The sequence below is a fragment of the Pseudomonas sp. SWRI81 genome (assembly GCF_014268545.1).
In the GTDB taxonomy this organism is placed as follows: domain Bacteria; phylum Pseudomonadota; class Gammaproteobacteria; order Pseudomonadales; family Pseudomonadaceae; genus Aquipseudomonas; species Aquipseudomonas hamedanensis.
In genome coordinates, this window is the sequence record NZ_JABWQS010000007.1 from 148,731 (window position 1) to 168,549 (window position 19,819).

At 61.8% G+C, this 19,819-nt stretch carries 16 protein-coding genes; 12 read left to right on the forward strand and 4 right to left on the reverse strand.

Annotated features, from left to right (window positions below; translation table 11 throughout):
- The first annotated feature begins 244 nt into the window (after positions 1-244).
- The gene (locus HU765_RS07195; protein WP_186619539.1) at positions 245-4,531 is read left to right on the forward strand and encodes a DEAD/DEAH box helicase; all 4,287 of its coding nucleotides are present in this window, start codon (positions 245-247) and stop codon (positions 4,529-4,531) included.
- Positions 4,532-4,646: 115 nt separating this feature from the next.
- Here HU765_RS07195 and HU765_RS07200 read toward each other — a convergent pair whose 3' ends face one another.
- The gene (locus tag HU765_RS07200; protein ID WP_186619540.1) at positions 4,647-6,752 is read right to left on the reverse strand and encodes a mechanosensitive ion channel family protein; all 2,106 of its coding nucleotides are present in this window, start codon (positions 6,750-6,752) and stop codon (positions 4,647-4,649) included.
- 355 nt (positions 6,753-7,107) lie between these two features.
- Between HU765_RS07200 and HU765_RS07205 the strand changes: the two genes are divergently transcribed.
- Genes HU765_RS07205 through HU765_RS07220 form a run of 4 tightly spaced genes read left to right on the forward strand, consistent with a single transcriptional unit; the run spans position 7,108 to position 11,082 of the window.
- On the forward strand, positions 7,108-8,034 hold the full coding sequence (locus tag HU765_RS07205) for a DUF72 domain-containing protein (RefSeq protein ID WP_186619541.1): 927 nt from the start codon (positions 7,108-7,110) through the stop codon (positions 8,032-8,034).
- Positions 8,031-8,828 carry an endonuclease/exonuclease/phosphatase family protein gene (locus tag HU765_RS07210; RefSeq protein WP_186546732.1) on the forward strand — a complete coding sequence of 266 codons (798 nt, stop codon included), beginning with the start codon at positions 8,031-8,033 and terminating at the stop codon, positions 8,826-8,828. Before HU765_RS07205 ends, HU765_RS07210 begins: the two co-directional genes overlap by 4 nt.
- Positions 8,825-10,099, forward strand: coding sequence for a cardiolipin synthase ClsB (clsB, locus tag HU765_RS07215; protein WP_186546731.1), 1,275 nt, complete (start codon positions 8,825-8,827; stop codon positions 10,097-10,099). Before HU765_RS07210 ends, clsB begins: the two co-directional genes overlap by 4 nt.
- On the forward strand, positions 10,096-11,082 hold the full coding sequence (locus tag HU765_RS07220) for a lysylphosphatidylglycerol synthase domain-containing protein (RefSeq protein ID WP_186619542.1): 987 nt from the start codon (positions 10,096-10,098) through the stop codon (positions 11,080-11,082). Before clsB ends, HU765_RS07220 begins: the two co-directional genes overlap by 4 nt.
- 182 nt (positions 11,083-11,264) lie before the next feature.
- Here HU765_RS07220 and HU765_RS07225 read toward each other — a convergent pair whose 3' ends face one another.
- From HU765_RS07225 to HU765_RS07235, 3 genes are all read right to left on the reverse strand, one after another.
- Positions 11,265-12,023 (reverse strand): alpha/beta fold hydrolase, encoded by a 759-nt coding sequence (locus HU765_RS07225; RefSeq protein ID WP_186532304.1) that lies wholly within the window; start codon positions 12,021-12,023, stop codon positions 11,265-11,267.
- Entirely contained in the window at positions 12,013-13,122 is a 1,110-nt protein-coding gene (locus tag HU765_RS07230; protein WP_186619543.1) for a DUF3182 family protein, read from the reverse strand. The genes HU765_RS07225 and HU765_RS07230 overlap by 11 nt, the downstream gene beginning before the upstream one ends.
- Positions 13,123-13,424: 302 nt before the next feature.
- Positions 13,425-14,405 carry a GlxA family transcriptional regulator gene (locus HU765_RS07235; RefSeq protein ID WP_186619544.1) on the reverse strand — a complete coding sequence of 327 codons (981 nt, stop codon included), beginning with the start codon at positions 14,403-14,405 and terminating at the stop codon, positions 13,425-13,427.
- A 101-nt stretch (positions 14,406-14,506) separates the two neighbouring features.
- On the opposite strand from HU765_RS07235, the gene HU765_RS07240 reads away from it, so the two are divergent.
- From HU765_RS07240 to HU765_RS07270, 7 genes are all read left to right on the forward strand, one after another.
- Positions 14,507-15,061 (forward strand): cysteine hydrolase family protein, encoded by a 555-nt coding sequence (locus HU765_RS07240; RefSeq protein WP_186619545.1) that lies wholly within the window; start codon positions 14,507-14,509, stop codon positions 15,059-15,061.
- Positions 15,062-15,204: 143 nt separating this feature from the next.
- On the forward strand, positions 15,205-15,873 hold the full coding sequence (locus HU765_RS07245) for a YjfI family protein (protein ID WP_186546726.1): 669 nt from the start codon (positions 15,205-15,207) through the stop codon (positions 15,871-15,873).
- 17 nt (positions 15,874-15,890) lie between these two features.
- Entirely contained in the window at positions 15,891-16,589 is a 699-nt protein-coding gene (locus HU765_RS07250) for a PspA/IM30 family protein (protein WP_186619546.1), read from the forward strand.
- Between the two features lie 212 nt (positions 16,590-16,801).
- Complete coding sequence (locus tag HU765_RS07255; protein WP_186619547.1) at positions 16,802-17,452, forward strand: DUF2491 family protein; 651 nt, start codon at positions 16,802-16,804, stop codon at positions 17,450-17,452.
- A gap of 15 nt (positions 17,453-17,467) precedes the next feature.
- The gene (locus HU765_RS07260) at positions 17,468-17,893 is read left to right on the forward strand and encodes a DUF350 domain-containing protein (RefSeq protein WP_186546723.1); all 426 of its coding nucleotides are present in this window, start codon (positions 17,468-17,470) and stop codon (positions 17,891-17,893) included.
- 17 nt (positions 17,894-17,910) lie between these two features.
- Positions 17,911-18,597, forward strand: coding sequence for a DUF1190 domain-containing protein (locus tag HU765_RS07265; protein ID WP_186546722.1), 687 nt, complete (start codon positions 17,911-17,913; stop codon positions 18,595-18,597).
- Between the two features lies 1 nt (position 18,598).
- Entirely contained in the window at positions 18,599-19,756 is a 1,158-nt protein-coding gene (locus HU765_RS07270; protein WP_186619548.1) for a glutathionylspermidine synthase family protein, read from the forward strand.
- Positions 19,757-19,819: the final 63 nt, after the last annotated feature.

Below are 19,819 nucleotides of genomic sequence, written 5' to 3' on the forward strand. Positions count from 1 at the left end.
GCTTTAGCGACGGAACACGGGGAACCGTCGTCGATAATTGCCGGAATCGTTGCATTTTGCGGGTTTAGTGCGCAACCGTCATCCGTAAAGTGTACATCCGCGGATTTTGCAGCGTCCCGACCGCCCCCTTCGCGAGCAGGCTCGCTCCCACAGGGGACCGCATTCCAAGGTGGGAGCGAGCCTGCTCGCGAAGGGGTCCGAACGGTACTTGCATCTTGCTGCCCCCGCCCGCATAACTTTAGCCATGAATCTGCCCCTCCCCGCCAACAGCGCTCTGGCAGGCTTCCACCCTGCCGTCAGTGCCTGGTTCAGCAATACCTTCCCGGCGGTCACCGCCGCCCAGGCCCGCGCGTGGCCGTTGATCCGCCAGCGCCGTTCGACGCTGATCGCCGCGCCCACCGGCTCAGGCAAAACCCTGACCGCGTTCCTCGCCGTGATCGATGACCTCGTCCACCGAGGCCTGGAACACCCTGACGGCCTGCCCGCTGAGACTCTGGTGGTCTACGTCTCGCCGCTGAAAGCGCTGTCCAACGACATCCAGATCAACCTGCAAAATCCGCTCGCCGGCATCACCGCGCAGTTGCGCGAAATGGGCCTGCCGGAGTTGACCATCAGCACCGCCGTGCGCACGGGCGATACGCCGCAGAAAGAGCGCGTGGCGATGCGCAAGGCCGCGCCGCACATTCTGGTGACCACACCGGAGTCGCTGTACGTGCTGCTCGGCTCAGAATCCGGGCGCAAGATGCTCGGCACCACGCGCACGGTGATCATCGATGAAATCCACGCCATGGCCGGGGGCAAACGCGGCAGTCACTTGGCCTTGAGCCTGGAACGGCTGCAAGCGTTGTGCAACGAGCCACTGACGCGCATCGGCCTGTCGGCAACGCAGAAGCCGTTGGCCGCCGTGGCGCAGTTTCTGGTCGGGCAGGATCGCCCCTGCGAAATCATCGACATCGGCCACGCCCGTCCACGGGACCTCGGCATCGAAGTGCCACCCGTGCCGTTATCGGCAGTCATGGCCAACGATGTCTGGGCGTTGGTGTATGACCGCCTCGCCGAACTGGCGCGCGAGCATCGCACCACGCTGATTTTCGTCAACACCCGGCGCCTGGCCGAGCGCCTCAGTCGCCATCTGAGCGAACGGCTCGGCAAGCAGGCCGTGGCGGCGCACCATGGCAGCCTGGCCAAGGAGTTTCGCCTCGACGCCGAACAGCGCCTCAAGCGCGGTGAGTTGCAGGTGCTGATCGCCACCGCGTCGCTGGAACTGGGGATCGATATCGGCGAAGTCGATCTGGTCTGCCAGATCAGTTCGCCACGCTCGATTGCCGCGTTCCTGCAACGGGTCGGCCGTTCCGGACACCAGGTCGGCGGCACGCCCAAGGGCCGGTTGTTCGCCACCACCCGCGACGACCTGATCGAATGCGCCGCCCTGCTCGACTGCGTGCGCCGTGGCGAGCTCGATACCCTGCACATCCCCGAGGCGCCGCTGGACGTGCTGGCGCAACAGATCATTGCCGAGGTCAGTTGCCAGGAGTGGTCGGAAGACGCCCTGCTGGCGATGTTGCGCAAAGCCTCGCCTTACCGCGACCTCGACGAAAAACATTATCAGGCGTTGCTGAGCATGCTCGCCGAGGGCTACAACGGCCGCCAGGGCATCCGCAGCGCTTACCTGCACCGCGACGCTGTCAGCCGCACCCTGCGCGGCCGGCGTGGCGCGCAACTGACCGCCGTGACCAGTGGCGGGACGATTCCCGACAATGCCGACTACAGCGTGCTGCTCGAACCACAGGGCTTGAACATTGGCAGCGTCAACGAAGACTTCGCCGTGGAAAGTATCGCCGGCGATGTGTTCCAGCTCGGCAATACCTCCTACCGCATCCTGCGGGTGGAGAGCGGTAAGGTGCGGGTCGAGGACGCGCAGGGCATGCCGCCGACGATTCCGTTCTGGCTCGGCGAAGCGCCGGGGCGCAGTGATGAGCTGTCGGCCGCCGTGGCGCGCCTGCAAGCGCAACTGGACGGGTTGTTCAGTGCCAGTCCCGGCAATCTGCAACCGGCCCTCGACTGGCTGACCACCACCCTGGGCCTCAACCTCGCCAGCGCCGAGCAACTGGTCGAATATCTGGCCCGCGCCCGCCAGGCCCTCGGCGCCCTGCCTTCGCAGGACACGTTGCTGATGGAACGGTTTTTCGACGAATCCGGCGGCACCCAACTGATCATCCACACGCCATTCGGCAGCCGCATCAACCGCGCCTGGGGCCTGGCGTTGCGCAAGCGTTTCTGCCGCACGTTCAATTTCGAATTGCAGGCCGCTGCCAGCGAAGACGCGATCGTGCTGTCGCTGTCGACCAGTCACAGTTTCGAGCTTGATGAGGTCTGGCGTTACCTGCACAGCAACAGCGCCGAACATCTCCTGATTCAAGCGGTACTCGATGCGCCGCTGTTCGGCGTGCGCTGGCGCTGGAATGCCGGGGTGGCGCTGGCGCTGCCGCGTTTTACCGGCGGGCGCAAAGTCGCGCCGCAATTGCAAAGAATGAAAAGCGAAGACCTGATCGCCAGCGTGTTTCCCGATCAGATTGCCTGCCTGGAAAACCTCGCTGGCGAACGGGAAATACCCGAGCATCCCTTGATCGAACAGACCCTCGACGATTGTCTGCACGAAGCGATGGACTGCGAAGGCTGGCTGACCCTGCTTCGGCGCATGGAGCATGGCGAGGTGCGCCTGATCAGTCGCGACCTGCCGGCGCCCTCGCCACTGGCGGCGGAAATTCTCAGCGCCCGGCCGTACACCTTTCTGGATGATGCGCCGCTTGAGGAACGCCGAACCCAGGCCGTGATCAATCGGCGCTGGAGCGATCCGCAATCGACCGATGACCTCGGCGCGCTGGACGCCGACGCTATCCGCGCGGTGCGCGAAGAAGCCTGGCCGTCGCCCAACTCCGTGGACGAAATGCACGAAGCACTGATGAGCCTCGCCTGCGTCAGCGGTGCGGAAGCGGAGGCCAATGCGGGTTGGCTGGAGTGGTTACAGACGTTGATGACCAGCGGGCGCGCCTGCTTGCTGCAGATAGACCCTGACCATCAGCTATGGCTGGCTCGCGAACGGTTGAGTTGCCTGCAAGCACTTTATCCACAGGCGACGTTGGCGAGCGCAGCGGTGGCGCTGCCCGGTTTCGACGAAGCGTGGACATTCGATGATGCTCTGGTCGAAGTGATCCGCGCCCGCCTCGGCGCCTTCGGGCCGATCCCCTTGCCCGCCATCGCCGAGCCGCTTGCCCTTCCAGCCGCGCAAGTCAATCAGGCCCTCGCCCGACTGGAGCGCGAAGGTTATGTCTTGCGCGGCCAATTCACGCCCAAGCGTGCGGTTGAGGAGTGGTGCGAGCGCCATCTGCTCGCGCGTATCCATCGCTACACGGTCAAACGTCTGCGCCGGGAAATCGAACCGGTGGCGCTACAGGATTTCATGCGTTTTCTGTTCGACTGGCAGCATCTGACGCCGGCCACGCAAGGCCAGGGCAGCGCGGTGTTGCCGGCGATTGTCGGGCAGTTCGAAGGCTATCCGGCGGCGGCTTCGGCGTGGGACAGCGACATCCTCCCGGCACGCCTCAAGGACTACTCGCCGAGCTGGCTGGATGAGCTGTGCCGCAACGGCAAACTGGTATGGACGCGTATCAGCGCACGGCAGACCGGCAGCGGCACGGCGTTGCGCAGTACGCCGATTGTGTTGTTGCCGCGCAGTCAGGTCGGCACGTGGCGTGCGTTGGCCGAGCAGACACCGGTCAGCGAACTGTCGCCGAAAGCGCAAAAGGTCTTTGAGGCATTGAGTCAGCACGGCGCACTGTTTTTCGATGAGCTGGTTCATGAGGCGCACCTGCTGCGCGCCGAACTGGAAATCGCCTTGCAGGAACTGGTCGGCGCCGGGCTGGTGAACGCCGACAGCTTCGCCGGCCTGCGCGCGTTGATTACCCCGGCGAGCAAGCGTCAACAGCGCAGCAGCCGGCGCGGACGCGGTGCATTTATTGGCGGGATGGACGATGCCGGACGATGGGCGCTGCTGCGTCGAGCTTCGACGGTTGATGCGACCGCGACACTTGAACACGTCGCCATGACCCTGCTGCGCCGCTACGGCGTGGTGTTCTGGCGCTTGCTGGAGCGGGAAGCGGATTGGCTGCCGAGCTGGCGCGAATTGTTGCGCACGTTTCATCGGCTGGAGGCGCGGGGCGAAATTCGTGGCGGGCGGTTTGTCAGCGGTTTGGCGGGTGAGCAATTTGCGTTGCCTGAGGCGATCCCGTTATTGCGCGAAGTGCGTCGGCGCCCGCATGACGGTGCTCTGGTGGCGGTGTGTGGGGTTGATCCGCTGAATCTGGCCGGGACGTTGTTGCCGGGCGTGAAAGTGCCGGCGCTGGCGAGCAATCGGCTGGTGTATCGCGATGGTGTTCCGGCGGCGGCGATGGTTGCTGGCAAGCAGCAAATTTGGGTGGAGCTGGATCAAGTGACCATGGAGCAGATAAGCAAGAAACTGATCCGGAATTGAGGGTGTCTGTTCTGCCGCTATCGCGAGCAGGCTCACTCCTACATTTTGGAATGCGTTCCCCTGTAGGAGTGAGCCTGCTCGCGATGAGGCCGGAACATCCAACGCATCGCTCAGATCAGGTCCGCGATTCCTGCGGCACTACCACCGTCGAATGCTCAGGCGCCACATCATCTACTTGCTGGCGCTTCGGCAAAAAAACCTGCTGTGGATAAGTCTGCGCAAAATGCACGCTCGGAGTGTTATCCACAAGCTTCTTCAAGCGCTGATTGAACGCCCGACTCACCGCATACTGCCCACCGGACACCGTACGGAACTGCGCCGTCAGGACTACGCCGTTCAAATCCATCTTGTCCACACCGAACACGTCCAGCGGCCCTTGCAGGTTGTACTTGAGGAAGGGGTCTTCGCGAATCGAGTCGCCGGTCTCGCGGATCAGCTCGATGGCCTTGTCCACGTCCGTGTCGTAGGTGAACTGCACCGAGAAGAACGCAAAGGCAAACTGCCGCGATTGGTTGGTCACAGCCTTGATCTGGCCGAACGGCACCGAGTGTACGAAGCCTTTACCGTCGCGCAGACGCAGGGTGCGGATGGTCAGGCCTTCGACGGTGCCGGCATGCCCGGAGTCGAGCACCACCCAGTCGCCGATCGACAGGGTGTCTTCGATGATAATGAACAGCCCGGTGATGACGTCCTGAACCAATTGCTGCGAACCGAAACCGATCGCCAGACCGACCACCCCGGCACCGGCCAGCAGCGGCGCCACGTTGATCCCCAGGTTGGCCATGGTGGTGATCGCGCAGATCACCACCAAAATGATTTTGATCGCGTTGCGCAGCAGCGGCAGGATGGTTTTCACCCGCGTGCTCGGCTGGCGCGCGGCGCGTTTGTTGAGCGGCGGTTTCAGCGCCTCCTGAATCGCTGTGTCGAGGACCACCCAGAGCAGCCATGTCACCAGAAAGATCAGGCCGATGCTGCTCAAGGCATTGCTGATCGCCCGGCCGACCGTGCTGCTCTGGGCAAAGTCGAGCAACGACACGCCCCAGATCCGCCCGAGAATATCGATGAAGACAATCGCGATGACAATCCGCAACAACGCATGCAGCAAGCTGAGAAAACGCTCCTTGTAGGCACTGCTGCGCTGGATCGTTTCGGCCTTGCGCGACTTGAACAGGTGCTGCAGCACGGTGCTGAGAAACACCGTGGCGATCAGCAAGACCGTGGTGAACAGCGCGCAACGCAGGGTTTTCTGGTTGTCCTCGCCGATGCCGATCAGATTGACCGCCGACACCAGCACCATCAGCACGATCGGCCAATACCACAGCCCGGAAAAAATCCGCAGCGACTCCTGTAAGGATGGCTGTTTCAGCCGCTGGCTCAGTGAACGATTGCGGATCAGGTGCGCCACCGGACGGCGCAGGCGAATCACCAGCAAGCCGAAAATGACCGAAGCAATCAGCCCGGTGAACACGGCGATGCTACTGGTGATATTGCCGCCCAGTTGCCGGGCGATCTGCGGGCTGGTCAACGCATCGCTGAGGGCGGCGAGAAAGCCGATCAGGAACAGCGGCCGCGGGCAGTACTCACGGATGATCCGCGCGGCCGTGCGCTTGTGGCCGACGTTAAACATCACCACCACGCACAACAACATCGAGGTGGAAAAAATCCCGCTGCTGGTCGCATACGCCAGACACAGCGCCAGCGCTCGCCCCACCGAAGCTTGCAGAAAATGGCTGACGTACAGGGTCAGCGGCAGGCTGATCAGCGCGGGCACGGTATACGGCAGCACGTAACCCAGCAGATCCTGGCTGCGCTGGCGCGTGCGCAGCCAGCGACGTTCGCGCAATCGCCTGGCCAGCAGCCCGCCAAGCACCGTCAGCAGGGCAAAACTGCCCAGCCATGCGCCCGACAGTGTGAGGAAGTCGACGGCGATGCTCCAGCCCGAGCGGTTCGATGGCTGATTGACCAGCTTGTCGACCTCGTCCGCCGCACGGTCGGCGCGCAGGCGCCAGGCGTCGACCAGATGTTCGTTCAAATCAAGCTTGTCCTGCACATCGTCAATGCTCGAACTGATCGCGCCGAGCAGACCGCCCTGCACCAGCGGCTCGGGTTCGGCGGGTTTCTCGGCGCTGGCGGGAACACCCGGCAACGCCGCGGCTTCCAGTTCGTTGGCGCCGAGAAACAACAGCGCTCCCAGCACAATGGCGATCCTGAACTTGAGCAAAACTGCGGTCTCCCGTGACTGAACCGTGTAAGGAACTGATCGGTAATTGCGCGGCAAGTTCAGCCATTGCCACCACACATGCCCCGTGTGGGACATATCCTGTGGGAGCGAGCCTGCTCGCGAAAGCGCTGGGTCAGTCGAGGGGTTCTCTACTGACAGTGCGCTCTCGCGAGCGCGCACTGTCAGTAGAGAACCCCTCGACTGACCCAGCGCTTTCGCGAGCAGGCTCGCTCCCACAATGGCTGGAGGGGCAATGCTCAATCGCGACCGTCCGTAACGCCATCGAAACTTTCGCGAACCTCGCGCAGTCAGCAGAAAACACCGGCAACACGAGGACTGACCACAGGAGGACGGGATGGCGACGATTCACATCGGTATTTCAGGCTGGCGCTACACCCCGTGGCGCGGGGACTTCTACCCGAAAGGACTGGCTCAGAAACGCGAATTGCAATTCGCCTCGCGGGCCGTCAACAGCATCGAAATCAATGGATCGTTCTATGCCCTGCAACGGCCCGAACGCTATGCTCAGTGGTATGCCGAAACACCCGCCGACTTCGTTTTCAGCGTCAAGGCCCCACGCTTCATCACCCATGTGCGGCGCCTGCGTGAAATCGAAAAACCGTTGGCCAATTTCTTTGCCTCAGGCGTGCTGGAACTCAAGGAAAAACTCGGCCCGATCCTTTGGCAGTTTCCGCCAAGCTTCAAGTTCGACGCCGAGCGCTTCGACCAGTTTCTCGCGCAATTGCCCCACGATACCGAGGCGGCCGCCGCCCTCGCTCGCCAGCACGATTCGCACCTGCCCGGCCGTGCAAGCGTCAAGGCGTGGTGCAAGCAACCCCTGCGTCATGCCGTGGAAATTCGTCATGAAAGCTTCATCGACCCGGATTTCGTCCGCCTGCTCAAACGTCACAATACCGCCCTGGTCGTTGCCGACACCGCCGGCAAATGGCCCTACCGCGAAGACCTCACCAGTGACTTTGTCTATCTGCGCCTGCACGGTGCCGAAGAACTCTATGCCAGCGGTTATTCCGAGGACGCGCTCAAGCGCTGGGCCGAGCGTATCGATGCCTGGCATCACGGCCGGCAGCCCGCCGATGCACACTTGATTGCGCCACGTTTGAAACCGCGCGCACGCAAATCCCGCGAGGTGTTCTGCTACTTCGACAACGACATCAAGGTCCGCGCGCCCTATGACGCGCGTAACCTGTTGCATCGTTTCGATCTCGATAAAGACCTTGCCACCACGCCGGGGCAAGTCGCGGCCGAAGGAGTGCTGTCATGAGCATTCCCGAACCGGTCGGTTTCACCGATGAAGGGGCCGTGGTCGCGCCATCGGTGCGCAGCTTCACCGTGCTGACGGTCAACACCCACAAGGGCTTCACCGCCCTCAATCGGCGTTTCATCTTGCCTGAGCTGCGCGAAGCGGTGCGCAGCGTCGCCGCCGACGTGGTGTTTCTGCAGGAAGTCCATGGCACCCATGAGCAGCACCCCAAGCGCTACAACAACTGGCCGACGATGCCGCAGTACGAGTTTCTCGCCGACAGCCTCTGGCCGCAGTTCGCCTACGGGCGCAACGCGGTGTACCCGGCGGGCGATCATGGCAATGCCCTGCTGTCGAAATTCCAGATCATCCGCCACGACAACCTCGACGTGTCGATCAGCGGCCACGAAAACCGTGGCCTGCTGCATTGCGTGCTGCGCCTGCCCGGTGACGGCGCCGAAGTCCACGCGATCTGCGTGCACCTGGGCCTGCGTGAAAGCCATCGCAACGCGCAGCTGGCGTTGCTGATGCAACGTCTCGGCGAGTTGCCCGCCGACGCGCCGGTCATCGTCGCCGGCGACTTCAACGACTGGCGCCAGCGCGCCGATGCGCAGCTCACGCCCTGCGGCCTGCGTGAAGTGTTCGCCGAGCACAATGGCAAACCGGCGCGCAGCTTTCCGGCGCGATTGCCGGCGCTCAGGCTCGATCGCATCTACGTGCGCAACCTCAAGGCCAGCCGGCCAAAAGTCCTGACCAACCGCCCTTGGTCGCACCTGTCCGACCACGTCCCGTTATCGGTGGAGATTGAACTATGAACAGTGCGCCACTGGAGAAATCCACCGTGGACTCCGTCCCGCTCAACCCGCCGGTTCGCGAGCCCGGTCACGTTGATGTCGAATACCAATGGCAGGGCAACAACCGCGTGCAATTGCTGGAGAACGGCGAGGAATATTTCCCCAGGGTGTTCGCAGCGATGCGCGCGGCCAAGAGCGAAATTCTCCTGGAGACGTTCATCGTTTTCGAAGACAAGGTCGGTGCCGAGCTGCAACAGATCCTCATCGAAGCGGCCCAGCGTGGTGTGCGCACCACGGTCAGCCTCGACGGTTTCGGCTGTGGCGAATTGAGCCCCGGATACCTCACGGCGCTGAGCGACGCCGGCGTGCACCTGCAAATCTTCGATCCGGCGCCAAAACACCTGGGGATCCGCACCAACTGGTTCCGCCGTTTGCATCGCAAAATCGTGGTGGTCGACGGCCTGATCGCGTTCATTGGCGGGATCAATTTTTCCGGCGATCACCTGGCCGATTTCGGCCCGGAAGCCAAGCAGGATTATTCCGTGGAGATTCAGGGCCCGGTAGTCGCTGATATCCATCATTTTGCCCTGCTGCAAAGCGGCCGTCCGGGGCGCGCGCGGTTCTGGTGGCAGCGTCGGCGTCAGCGTCGCGCAGAAATGGCGTTCAACGAACACGATGGTCAGGTACGCCTGGTGTTCCGCGACAACGACCAGCACAACACCGATATCGAGGATGTCTATTTACAGGTGCTGCGCCAAGCCAAGCGCCGCGTGATCATCGCCAACGCCTATTTCTTCCCTGGTTATCGCCTGTTGCGCGAGATCCGTAACGCGGCGCGCCGGGGTGTTGAGGTGCGGCTGATTCTGCAAGGTCAGCCGGACATGCTGGTGGCCAAACTGGCGGCGCGCATGACTTACGATTACCTGCTCAAGGCGGGCGTGCAGATTCATGAATATTGCGAGCGCCCCCTGCACGGCAAAGTTGCCTTGGTGGATGACGACTGGAGCACCGTCGGTTCGAGCAATCTCGACCCATTGAGCCTGTCGCTGAACCTGGAAGCCAACGTGCTGATCCGCGACCGCGCGTTCAATCAGCACTTGTTCGAACGCCTCGAAGACCTCAGCCGCAACCACTGCAAAGCCATGGATCCCAAGCGCCTGCCCCGTGGACGAATCTGGCACATGACCGTGGGTTTCCTGGTGTTCCACTTTCTACGGCATTTCCCGGCAATCGCCGGCTGGCTGCCGGCGCATAAACCGCGGCTCAAGCCTTTTCGAGGAGAGTTTAAATGAGCCGAACCCAAGCACAGTCCACCGCTGATTCGGCGCCAGCCAGCCACTCGAAATGGAGCCGCTGGAAGCGCCCGTTGACCTTGCTGTTCTTCCTCGCCCTGATCGTTCTGCTGACGATGTTCGCCACGCGCATCGAATGGGCCGAAGTGCTGCAGACCCTCGCCGATTTCAAGGTGCGCACGCTGCTCATCGCCGCGAGCGTGACGCTGTTGAGTTTTCTGGTGTACGCCAGTTTCGACCTGATCGGGCGCACCTACATTCGTCAGGATTTGACCTGGAAACAGATCCTGCCGGTGGGGGTGATCAGCTATGCGTTCAACCTGAACCTGAGTGCCTGGGTGGGCGGGATCGCCATGCGCTATCGCCTGTATTCGCGGCTGGGCGTGAGCAAAGGCAACATCGCCAAGATCCTTGGCCTGAGTCTGGCGACCAATTGGTTCGGCTACATGACCATCGCCGGCGTGGTGTTCAGCAGTGGTCTGGTGCGCATGCCGCCGGGCTGGAAACTGAGCAGCGATGCGTTGCAGTGGGTGGGCGTGCTGTTGCTGTTGATCAGCGCCGGTTACCTGGCGGCGTGTCAGTTTTCCAAGCGTCGCGAATGGACGATTCGTGGCGTGGAAATCAACCTGCCGTCGCTGCGCATGGCGGTGCTGCAACTGTTGCTGGGCGCGTTGAACTGGTCGTTGATGGCGGCGGTAATCTTCACGCTGTTGCCGAGCAAGCTGGATTATCCGCTGGTGCTTGGCGTGCTGCTGATCAGCGCGATTGCCGGGGTCATCACCCATATTCCGGCGGGGCTGGGCGTACTCGAAGCGGTGTTTGTGGCGCTGCTGCAGCATGAGGCATCACGGGGCAGTCTGGTGGCGGGACTGCTGGCGTACCGGGCGATTTACTTTCTGCTGCCGTTGTTGATTACCGTGGTGATGTATCTGGTGGTGGAGGCGAAGGCGAAGGCGCTGCGGATCGAGAAGAAACCTTCCTGAGATTGTTGTTGGATGGGAAATAGCTATCGCGAGCAGGCTCACTCCTACAAGGGGAACGCATTCCAAATGTAGGAGTGAGCCTGCTCGCGATAGCGTCCTCAAAAGCCCCGAAATCAGCGAGTTTGAAATGCTCAACCTGTGGGAGCGAGCCTGCTCGCGAAGAGGCCCGAGGAAACAACCCATCATCTGGATTGAATAATGCTCAACCGCTCACCCACCACCATTTCGGTAATCCAGTCCACCAGAATCGAGGTATAGGCCTGCTGCGACACCGGATCGCTCAACGCATGGTCGGCGCCGTCGATAATCCGGTGCGTCAGCGAGTGCGTCTGCTGACACGCGGCGCGGTAACTCATGATCGTCGCGTGCGGCACGAAATCGTCGGTTTCCGATTCCACCAACAACACATCCCCGGTGAACTGCGAACAAGCGTGCAGCGCACGGTTGCTGTCGGCGGGCACCAGTGTGCCGCGATAGTCACGTAAATCCGCCTTGTCCAGATCACGCTTGGGCGTGTGCCATTGTTCGTCGCGATACAGCGCCGGCACTCGCAGCGCCAGCCAGCGCACCGGGCGCAAGGACGTGAGAATCGAGGCCAGATAGCCACCGTAACTGGTGCCCACCACGGCAATCGCCGAGGTGTCGAGCGCCGGATGCGCCAGCAGGCGGTCGTAGGCCGCCAGCAGGTCACGCAGGTTGTCCTCACGGGTGACGCGGCTCAGCGGGATGCCGGTGCCGCCGGTATGCCCGCGCAGGTCGAACGTCAGACACACGCAGCCCAGACCGGCGATACCTTTGGCACGCTCCAGGTCGCGCTCCTGACTGCCGCCCCAACCGTGGACAAACAACACCCCCGGCACCTTCGATTTGGGACTGAGAAACGTCCCGCTCATCTGTTCATCATCAATGTCGATTTGAATGCTTTCGCTTCTAGCCGTCATAGGGTTTGACCGTTACGTATTTGAGAAGAAAGGCGCTGTTTTCGGCCGGGCCGCGATAGACCTCGATGGCGTCCGCCGGCAGCGTCTGATCGATGTAGGTTTCCACGGAGGACACGCGGATAGCGCGTATCCCTGGATCGTTGACGAAAGCTTGCAGCGCGGCAATTTCCGCGCTGCTGGCCCCGCCCATGCGCCACGATTGTTCAAGCACCCCGCTGCGCGCGTTGCCGTTGGCATCCAGGCCTTGGGCGATGTCGTAATTGCGCCGCGAGGCGAAGAATCGTGGGTAGGCTTCATCGGCGGCGTTGTCGAACACCTGGGCCTGTTCGATCGCCAGACGCACATCGTCGGGCAGATCCAGCGCCAGCAACGCGTCAAAACCGCCCTGCACCACCAGCAGGTTCGAGCCGCCGTAGACCTCTTCGCCCTGACCGTCTTCGGTCAGGTACTGGTCACCGCAGTAGCTCAGCACCCTGCCGCCAATGAACGACTGGCCGACGCTGTGGGTGACCACCTGGCTCAAGTCCTGCTCCAGCACCACGCCTTCGCTGAAGATCTTTTGCGCCTCGGGCCGCGCGAGGATTTCATCGAACGCGTCGAGGCTTTTGATTACTGCCTGGCCGCGGCCGGCACAGGCGTGAATCGGCTTCAAGCGGATCGGCCCGGCGTACAGCAAATGCTCGGCGGCCGGCCGCGCATCCTCCAGCGCAAATACGCTGAGGCCGTCGAGCACCACGTTGCGCACGCGCTCGGAGAACAGCGGCGACCAGCCCTGCGGCGCCCGGGCCAGATGGCTGCGTAAACCGTGGCTGATGGCTTTGGTGCAGATGAAATCGTATTCGACGTAACCGCCCCATAGGTCGTCGGGACCTTTGATCCCCAGCGCTTGCGCATTGGCCGCACCGACGATGGTCTGTGTCGGCAGCCAATACACATCGCGCCCCTGATGCTTTTCGGGATCGTAGCTGCCGCCGAATGTGCAGCCGAGAATCTGCGCCAGCCAGCGGGCCAGGGCCTTGTTGGTCTGGACTTCATGTTGCGGCGCGTCGGCACGCAGCGAGTGCGCGACGACGATTTTGTTACTGAGTGTCGGGGTCATGCGGTCCCCTTGCATCGGTTCGTGGGTTCAGCAAGGAAAAGTGCAGAGATCAGGCCAATGGCTGATCCGCAGAAAACGGCCGGTAACCGGGCGGTTGGCGAAACGGTACTGGCACCGCGCCTGTTTCAAACTGCACGACGGCGCGCGAAAGTCCGGCAAATTGCACGATCACACGCGACACACCGCTCCCCTTGTAGGAGTGAGCCTGCTCGCGATAGCGGTGTGTCATTCAACTCTACTGGCGACTGAAACACCGCTATCGCGAGCAGGCTCACTCCTACAGTGGAATATCGTTGCTTGAGCTACCGTGTCAGGCCGAACCGTGCGCGATAATCACTCGGCGCCAGCCCGGTAATTTTCTTGAAGATCGTGCGAAACGCGCCCGGGTCCTGATAGCCCACCGTCCAGGCGATGTGATCGATGGTGCCGTTGGTGAACTCAAGCATTTCCCGCGCCTTGCCCACCCGCAGGTGCTGGCAGTACTCGGTCGGTTTCAAACCGGTCGCGGCGCGAAAACGCCTTAGAAAAGTACGCTCTTCCAGCCCCGCTCGCTCAGCCATTGCCGTCAGCGAGACCTCCGTCGCGCCGGTGCTTTGCAGCCAGTGCTGGACCTTGAGAATCGCCGCGTCGCCGTGGCTGAGGATCGGCGCAAAATTGCTGCCACATTCGCTGGCGCTGTCGCTGTGTTCCATCACCAGAAAACGCGCGGTCGCGGTGGCGATGCTCGGGCCGAGCAAGCGATCGACCAGACGCAATCCCAACTCGGACCAAGCCATCAGACCGGCCGTGGTGATCAGGTCGCCGTCGTCGACAATCGGCGTATCCGCCTTGAGTTTAATCAGCGGGTAACGCTCGGCAAACGCCTCGGCCGAGGTCCAGTGGGTGGTGGCGCTACGGCCATCGAGCAAGCCGCTTTCGGCAAGCATCATCGAACCCACGCACACACCGCCCAGCGTCGCGCCGCGGGCATGCTGCTCGCGCAGCCATTGCTTCAGACTGGCGGGCATCTGCGCCGCGCTGAAACCGCCGAGCGACGGTGGAATCAGTACGGCCAGCAAAGCGTTCTGGCTGCCCGGGTGGCTGTCATACACCGGCGTCGGCACTTGCTCGCCTTCAACCTGCCAGTGACTGACCCGCAGCACGGGCAATTGCACCGCCGCATATTCGCCGGCGATGCGGTTGGCCACGGCGAACAGATCGGTCAACCCGTGCACCGCCGCCAGTTGCGCGCCGGGATAAATCAGCACGCCCAATTCAGCCGTGGCGGCTTTTTCTGCAGGCATTGTCAGTTTTCCCCTGTCTATTGTCGGTGCGGCCAATCCTCGAATCGTCGGCCAGCGCCAATACTGAAGCCACACCCAATCACAACCCCGAGGACACTCCCATGGCCAAGCAAGCGCTCATCGTAGTCGATATCCAGAACGACTACTTCCCCCAAGGCAAGTGGCCGCTGGTCGGCGCCGACGCTGCTGCCGATAACGCCGCGCGGCTGATCGCGGCCTTTCGCGAAGCGGGGGATTCGGTGGTGCACATTCGCCACGAATTCACCTCCGAAGATGCGCCGTTTTTCACCCCAGGCTCCGAGGGCGCCAAACTGCATCCCAAAGTGCTCAATCAGGCTGGCGAGCCTGTGGTGCTCAAGCACTTCGTCAACTCGTTCCGTGAAACCGAACTGAAATCGGTTCTCGACGAACAAGGCATCACGGATCTGGTGGTGATCGGCAGCATGAGCCATATGTGCATCGACGGCATCACCCGCGCGGCGGCAGACATGGGTTATGGCGTCACGGTGATTCACGATGCCTGCGCCAGTCGGGATCTGCAATTCAATGGCCTGACCGTGCCGGCCGCGCAGGTGCACGCAGCATTTATGTCGGCACTGGGTTTCGCCTACGCCAGTGTGGTGTCGACCGACGAGTTCCTGCGCAGCAACGCCTAGCAACAACTGCAAAACCCACTGGCCCGCCGCGTTTCGGGCCTTTTTGCGTCTGTCATGAAAATCTCACGCGTGAGTCATTGATGGCACTTTGCATTGGTTGTAGTGTGGCCCACGCGTGAGATGTTCATAACCGGGTCATAGCCATGAAAAGCCGCTCTACGACGACTGCCGCCGCAAGCCCCAAGGGCGAGCGAGCCAAGGCGTCCGCGAAAAAACCGTCGAGCTTCTACATGAAGCAGATGCGTGCAGGGCTGGCCGCCGCCGGTTATGTCAAACACGAAACTTGGGTGCTTCCGGAAAACCGAAGCTTGCTCAAGCAAATGGAGCAACAGCTACGCCAACCGATTCTGGCTGGCTCTTTCATGTCGGAGAATTACATGAGCGCAGGCAACAACTGGACCATCGACAGCCTCTTCAATGCCCTCAAGGCCCTGGACGAGGTGGTTTCCCAAGAGATTTCGCTGTCCCTGATCCAGAGCTCCGAGCCGAGCATCAAGCTGGAGATGAATGAATTCGGCGGCCTGCCGATTCACATCGCCCTCGCCGGCCAGCAGATCATCGTCGACACCGTGCTGGTGGACATCGATTCGATCAGCGATGTGCACGCCTTCAACGATGCCGTATTGCGCAGCCGCGAGATGTTCCCGCTGTCGTCGATCGGTATCGAGTCGATGCCCAACGGCCAGACCGTTTACAACATGTTCGGCGCCCTCAGCGCCGATTCGAGCCTGACCAACATCGTCACCGAGGTGAAAACCCTGGTCGACAATGTGCAGCGCGCCAGCGAAGCCTTCGAACACTTCTTCAAGTAATCAACAGGGAATATCCAATGACTCAGTCCATCTGGAGCAAGTTGTTCACCGCGTTGCGCGGCGGCGCCAATGAAGTCGGCGAAGCCATCGCCGACCAGCAGGCCCTGCGCATCCTCGATCAGGAAATCCGCGACGCCGACAGCGCGCTATCCAACGCTCGTCGCGAACTGGTCACTATCATGGCCAAGCACAAACTGGCCGCCGACCGCGTCAGCGAATACGACGCCAAGATCAAGGACCTCGAAGCCAAGGCCGTTGCCGCGCTGAACGCCGGCCGCGAAGACCTGGCCCTGGAAGTGGCCGAAGCGATTTCGACCCTGACCAACGACCTGGATGCCGAGAAGAAGCTCAGCGATGAGTTCGGCGCCTACGCCGAGAACATGCGCAAAGACATCAGCAAGGCCGAGTCGCGAATCAAAAGCCTGCGCCAGCAAGTGGACATGGCCAAGGCCCGCGACAGCGTACAGAAGGCACAGGTCAGCGCTTCGATTGCCAGCGGCGGCGCCAACGGCAAACTGGAAACCGCCGTCGGCACCCTGAACCGTCTGCAAGCCAAACAGCAGCAACGCGCGGCCGAACTCAGCGCGGCGGACGAACTGGCCGACGCCTCCACCGGCAACGACCTGGAACGCAAACTGCGCGACGCCGGCATCACGCCGAACGAAGGCAGCGCCAATGCGATTCTTGAGCGGCTGAAGCAGAAGTCCACGCAGTAATCCGTTACGCAACCCCCTGTAGGAGTGAGCCTGCTCGCGATGAGGCCGGAACAATCAACTTCGGTGTTGACTGACCCGCCGCCATCGCGAGCAGGCTCACTCCTACATTGTTTGCACCGCGCAATTCCTTCTGCTCGAACGCACCTGCGACCGTTACACTAGCGCCACTTTTTCGCCCCCGAACACCTCCACCCGCTTCAAGGAACGTACCCATGGGATGGTTTAAAGACTTGCTGGGCACCAGCACCTGGCAGACCGCTGCGCCAACGACCACCACTGCCAGTGGCCCGCTGGGCATGGCGCAAGGCAAAGGCGTACGGTTCGACACAACCCTGGCGCTGCTGCTGGAAGGCTCGACTTCGGTGCGGGTGCCGTTCGATCAAGCGGTGTGGAGCGCCGGTTGGGTCGATCTTGGCCAGTCCAACAAACTGCACCGCTATTACATGAACGACGAGGATTTCTGGGTGCAGATCCACGTCACTGGTGAAGACCAGATCGAGTCGGTCACCCTCTTCAATTACCTCAGCTACGTGACGGTCAACAGTGACGCCGAACTCCAGCGTCTGGCCGGCCCGAACAGCCTGATCGGTCTGCCGGGCTATACCCACGACGGTGTCGAATACACTCGCGAGTGGGGCACCGAACAGGGCCAGACCGAACTGGTGCCGATGACCGAACACGTGGCCAACCCGGACGAGTCCTACACCATCAAACACCACTCGATACTCTATGCCCGCGACACCGGCCTGACCGATCGCCGCGAACTGCTGCTGTTTTCCGTCGAACAGGACGAAGAAGGCACTGTCAGCCTAAGCACCTCATTGGGCATCTCGCTGTACACGACTGATTTGAGCGCCATTTAAAAAAGGAAGTTTTTCATGCTGGAAGTGCTGGCCGTTTCCCTGAACAAAACCGCACTGGTCGGTTTTGTCGTCTACCTGATCGGCGCCGTTTTGCTGTTCATGCTGTTTCAATTCGTCTATACGCGCATCACCGCGCACAAGGAATTCGAGCTGATCCGCGCTGGCAATACCGCAGCCGCTATCGCACTGTCCGGGGCGATCATCGGTTTTGCCATTCCGGCGAGCAACGTGATTGCCTACTCGGTCAACGTGCTCGACTTTGTACTCTGGGCAGTCATAGCGGCGGTCGTGCAATTGCTGGCGTTCGTCGCTACGGGGCTGGTGCTCAAGGGCACGTCCCAGCGCATCGCCAATGGCGAAGTCGCCGCCGGCATTTACGTGGCCGCCGTGGCGATCAGCGTCGGCATGCTCAATGCCGCGTGCATGACCCCCTCCAACTGATCGGCAGGACGCCTTCGATGAAACGCAGCAAATACGTGCAATTGTCCCTCGCCGCGTCGGTGGCGATGGCCATTTCCGGTGAAGCCGCGGCGGTGGATCAGCCGCGCAGTTTCCAGAGCGTCGAACAATGCGTCGATGCCGAACTGGCCGCCGATGTCTGCTCCAACGCCTACGTCGCCGCTCTGACCGAACACCGGCGCATCGCCCCGGCGTACGACGACAAAGCCAAGTGCGACGCAGATTTTGCCGCCGACTGGTGTCAGAAAAACTCCGATGGCCGCTTCGTACCGAAACTCGGCGGTTTCAAAGTGCCGCAGAGCGGTGACGCGCCGCAGAATCTCGACGCCATCGCCGATGCGCAGATGCCGGCGGGTGACGCCGCATCAGTGCAGGGTGCGAACACGTCGCAGGTTGCCACTGGCGGCGGCAACGGCTGGCTCACCGGTTGGCTGATCGGCAACGCAATGAGCAACAACGCCAACCGCACCGTTTACCGCGACCGTGAAACGCGCCAGCCGTACAACACTTCGACGCAATATCGCAGAGCTGAAACGACGACGCGCAGTCAGGCGGATTACGAGAGCAGCAAAAGCAAACCGGTGAACGTGGCTTCGTCGACTTCGCGCGGCGGCTTCGGCAGTCAGTCCAGCGCGCGCAGCGGTTGGGGTGGCTGGGGCAGCAGCTCCGGGCGCTCGAGCAGCTGACATGAAAAAGATCCATTGCGCCGAGCGCCCCGACTGGAAACACACCGCCGAAAGCCTCGGTTTCATGTTCCACACCATCGACGACGAACCCTATTGGGACGAAAGCGCCTACTACCAGTTCAGCCTCGCGCAGATCGAAAACGATCTCGAAGACCCGACCACCGAACTGCATGAGATGTGCATGGACCTGGTCGAGCGCGTAGTGAACAGCGAAGAGTTGCTGGATCGCCTGAGCATCCCGGCGGCGTACTACGAGATGATCCGCACGTCCTGGCGTGAAGGTCATCCGCATCTGTACGGTCGCATGGACTTTTCCTACAACGGCAGCGGCCCGGCGAAACTGCTGGAGCTCAACTACGACACGCCGACCAGCCTCTACGAAGCGGCGGCGTTCCAGTGGGGCTGGCTGGAACAATGCATCGAACGCGGTACCCTGCCGCGCCATGCCGACCAGTTCAACAGCATCGACACCCGGCTGCATCAGGCCTTTGCCGAGTTGCAATTGAAGCGGCCGTTCTACTTCGCATCGATGAAAGACTCGGTCGAGGACAAAGGCACCACCGACTACCTGCGGCTGATCGCAGAAAAGGTCGGCATCGAATCGCGGCACATCGATATCGAGGACATCGGCCTGACGACTGAAGGTCGTTTTGTCGATCTGCAGGATCGCTGGATCCCGCACCTGTTCAAGCTGCACGCCTGGGAGTTCATCTTCCACGAACCGTTTGGCGCGGCGATTGCCGAGTGCGATACGCAGTTTTTCGAGCCGGCGTGGAAGGCGATCCTGTCGAACAAAGGCGCGTTGCCGCTGCTGTGGGAACTGCACAAGGGCCATCCGAACCTGCTCGCCGCGCACCTCGATCCGAATCCGGGCGGCGCCGTGCCAAGGGGCTGGGTACGCAAGCCGTACTTTTCCCGGGAAGGCGCGAACATCGAACTGCAAACAGCGGACGGTCTGATCGTAAAAGAGGACGGGCCTTACACCGATGCGCCGTTCGTCCTGCAAGAGTTCGCGCCGTTGCCGAAGTTTGGCGACAGCTACACGCTGATCGGCTCCTGGGTGATTGGCGATCAGGCGGCGGGGATTGGCGTTCGCGAGGACAACAGTCTGATCACCAAGGATTCGAGCCGGTTCTTACCGCACCTGATACTCGACTGAAGCACTTATATCCCTGTGTCGGCCTGGCGGCGATGACGGACCTCAGTCGCCTCATTGGTGATT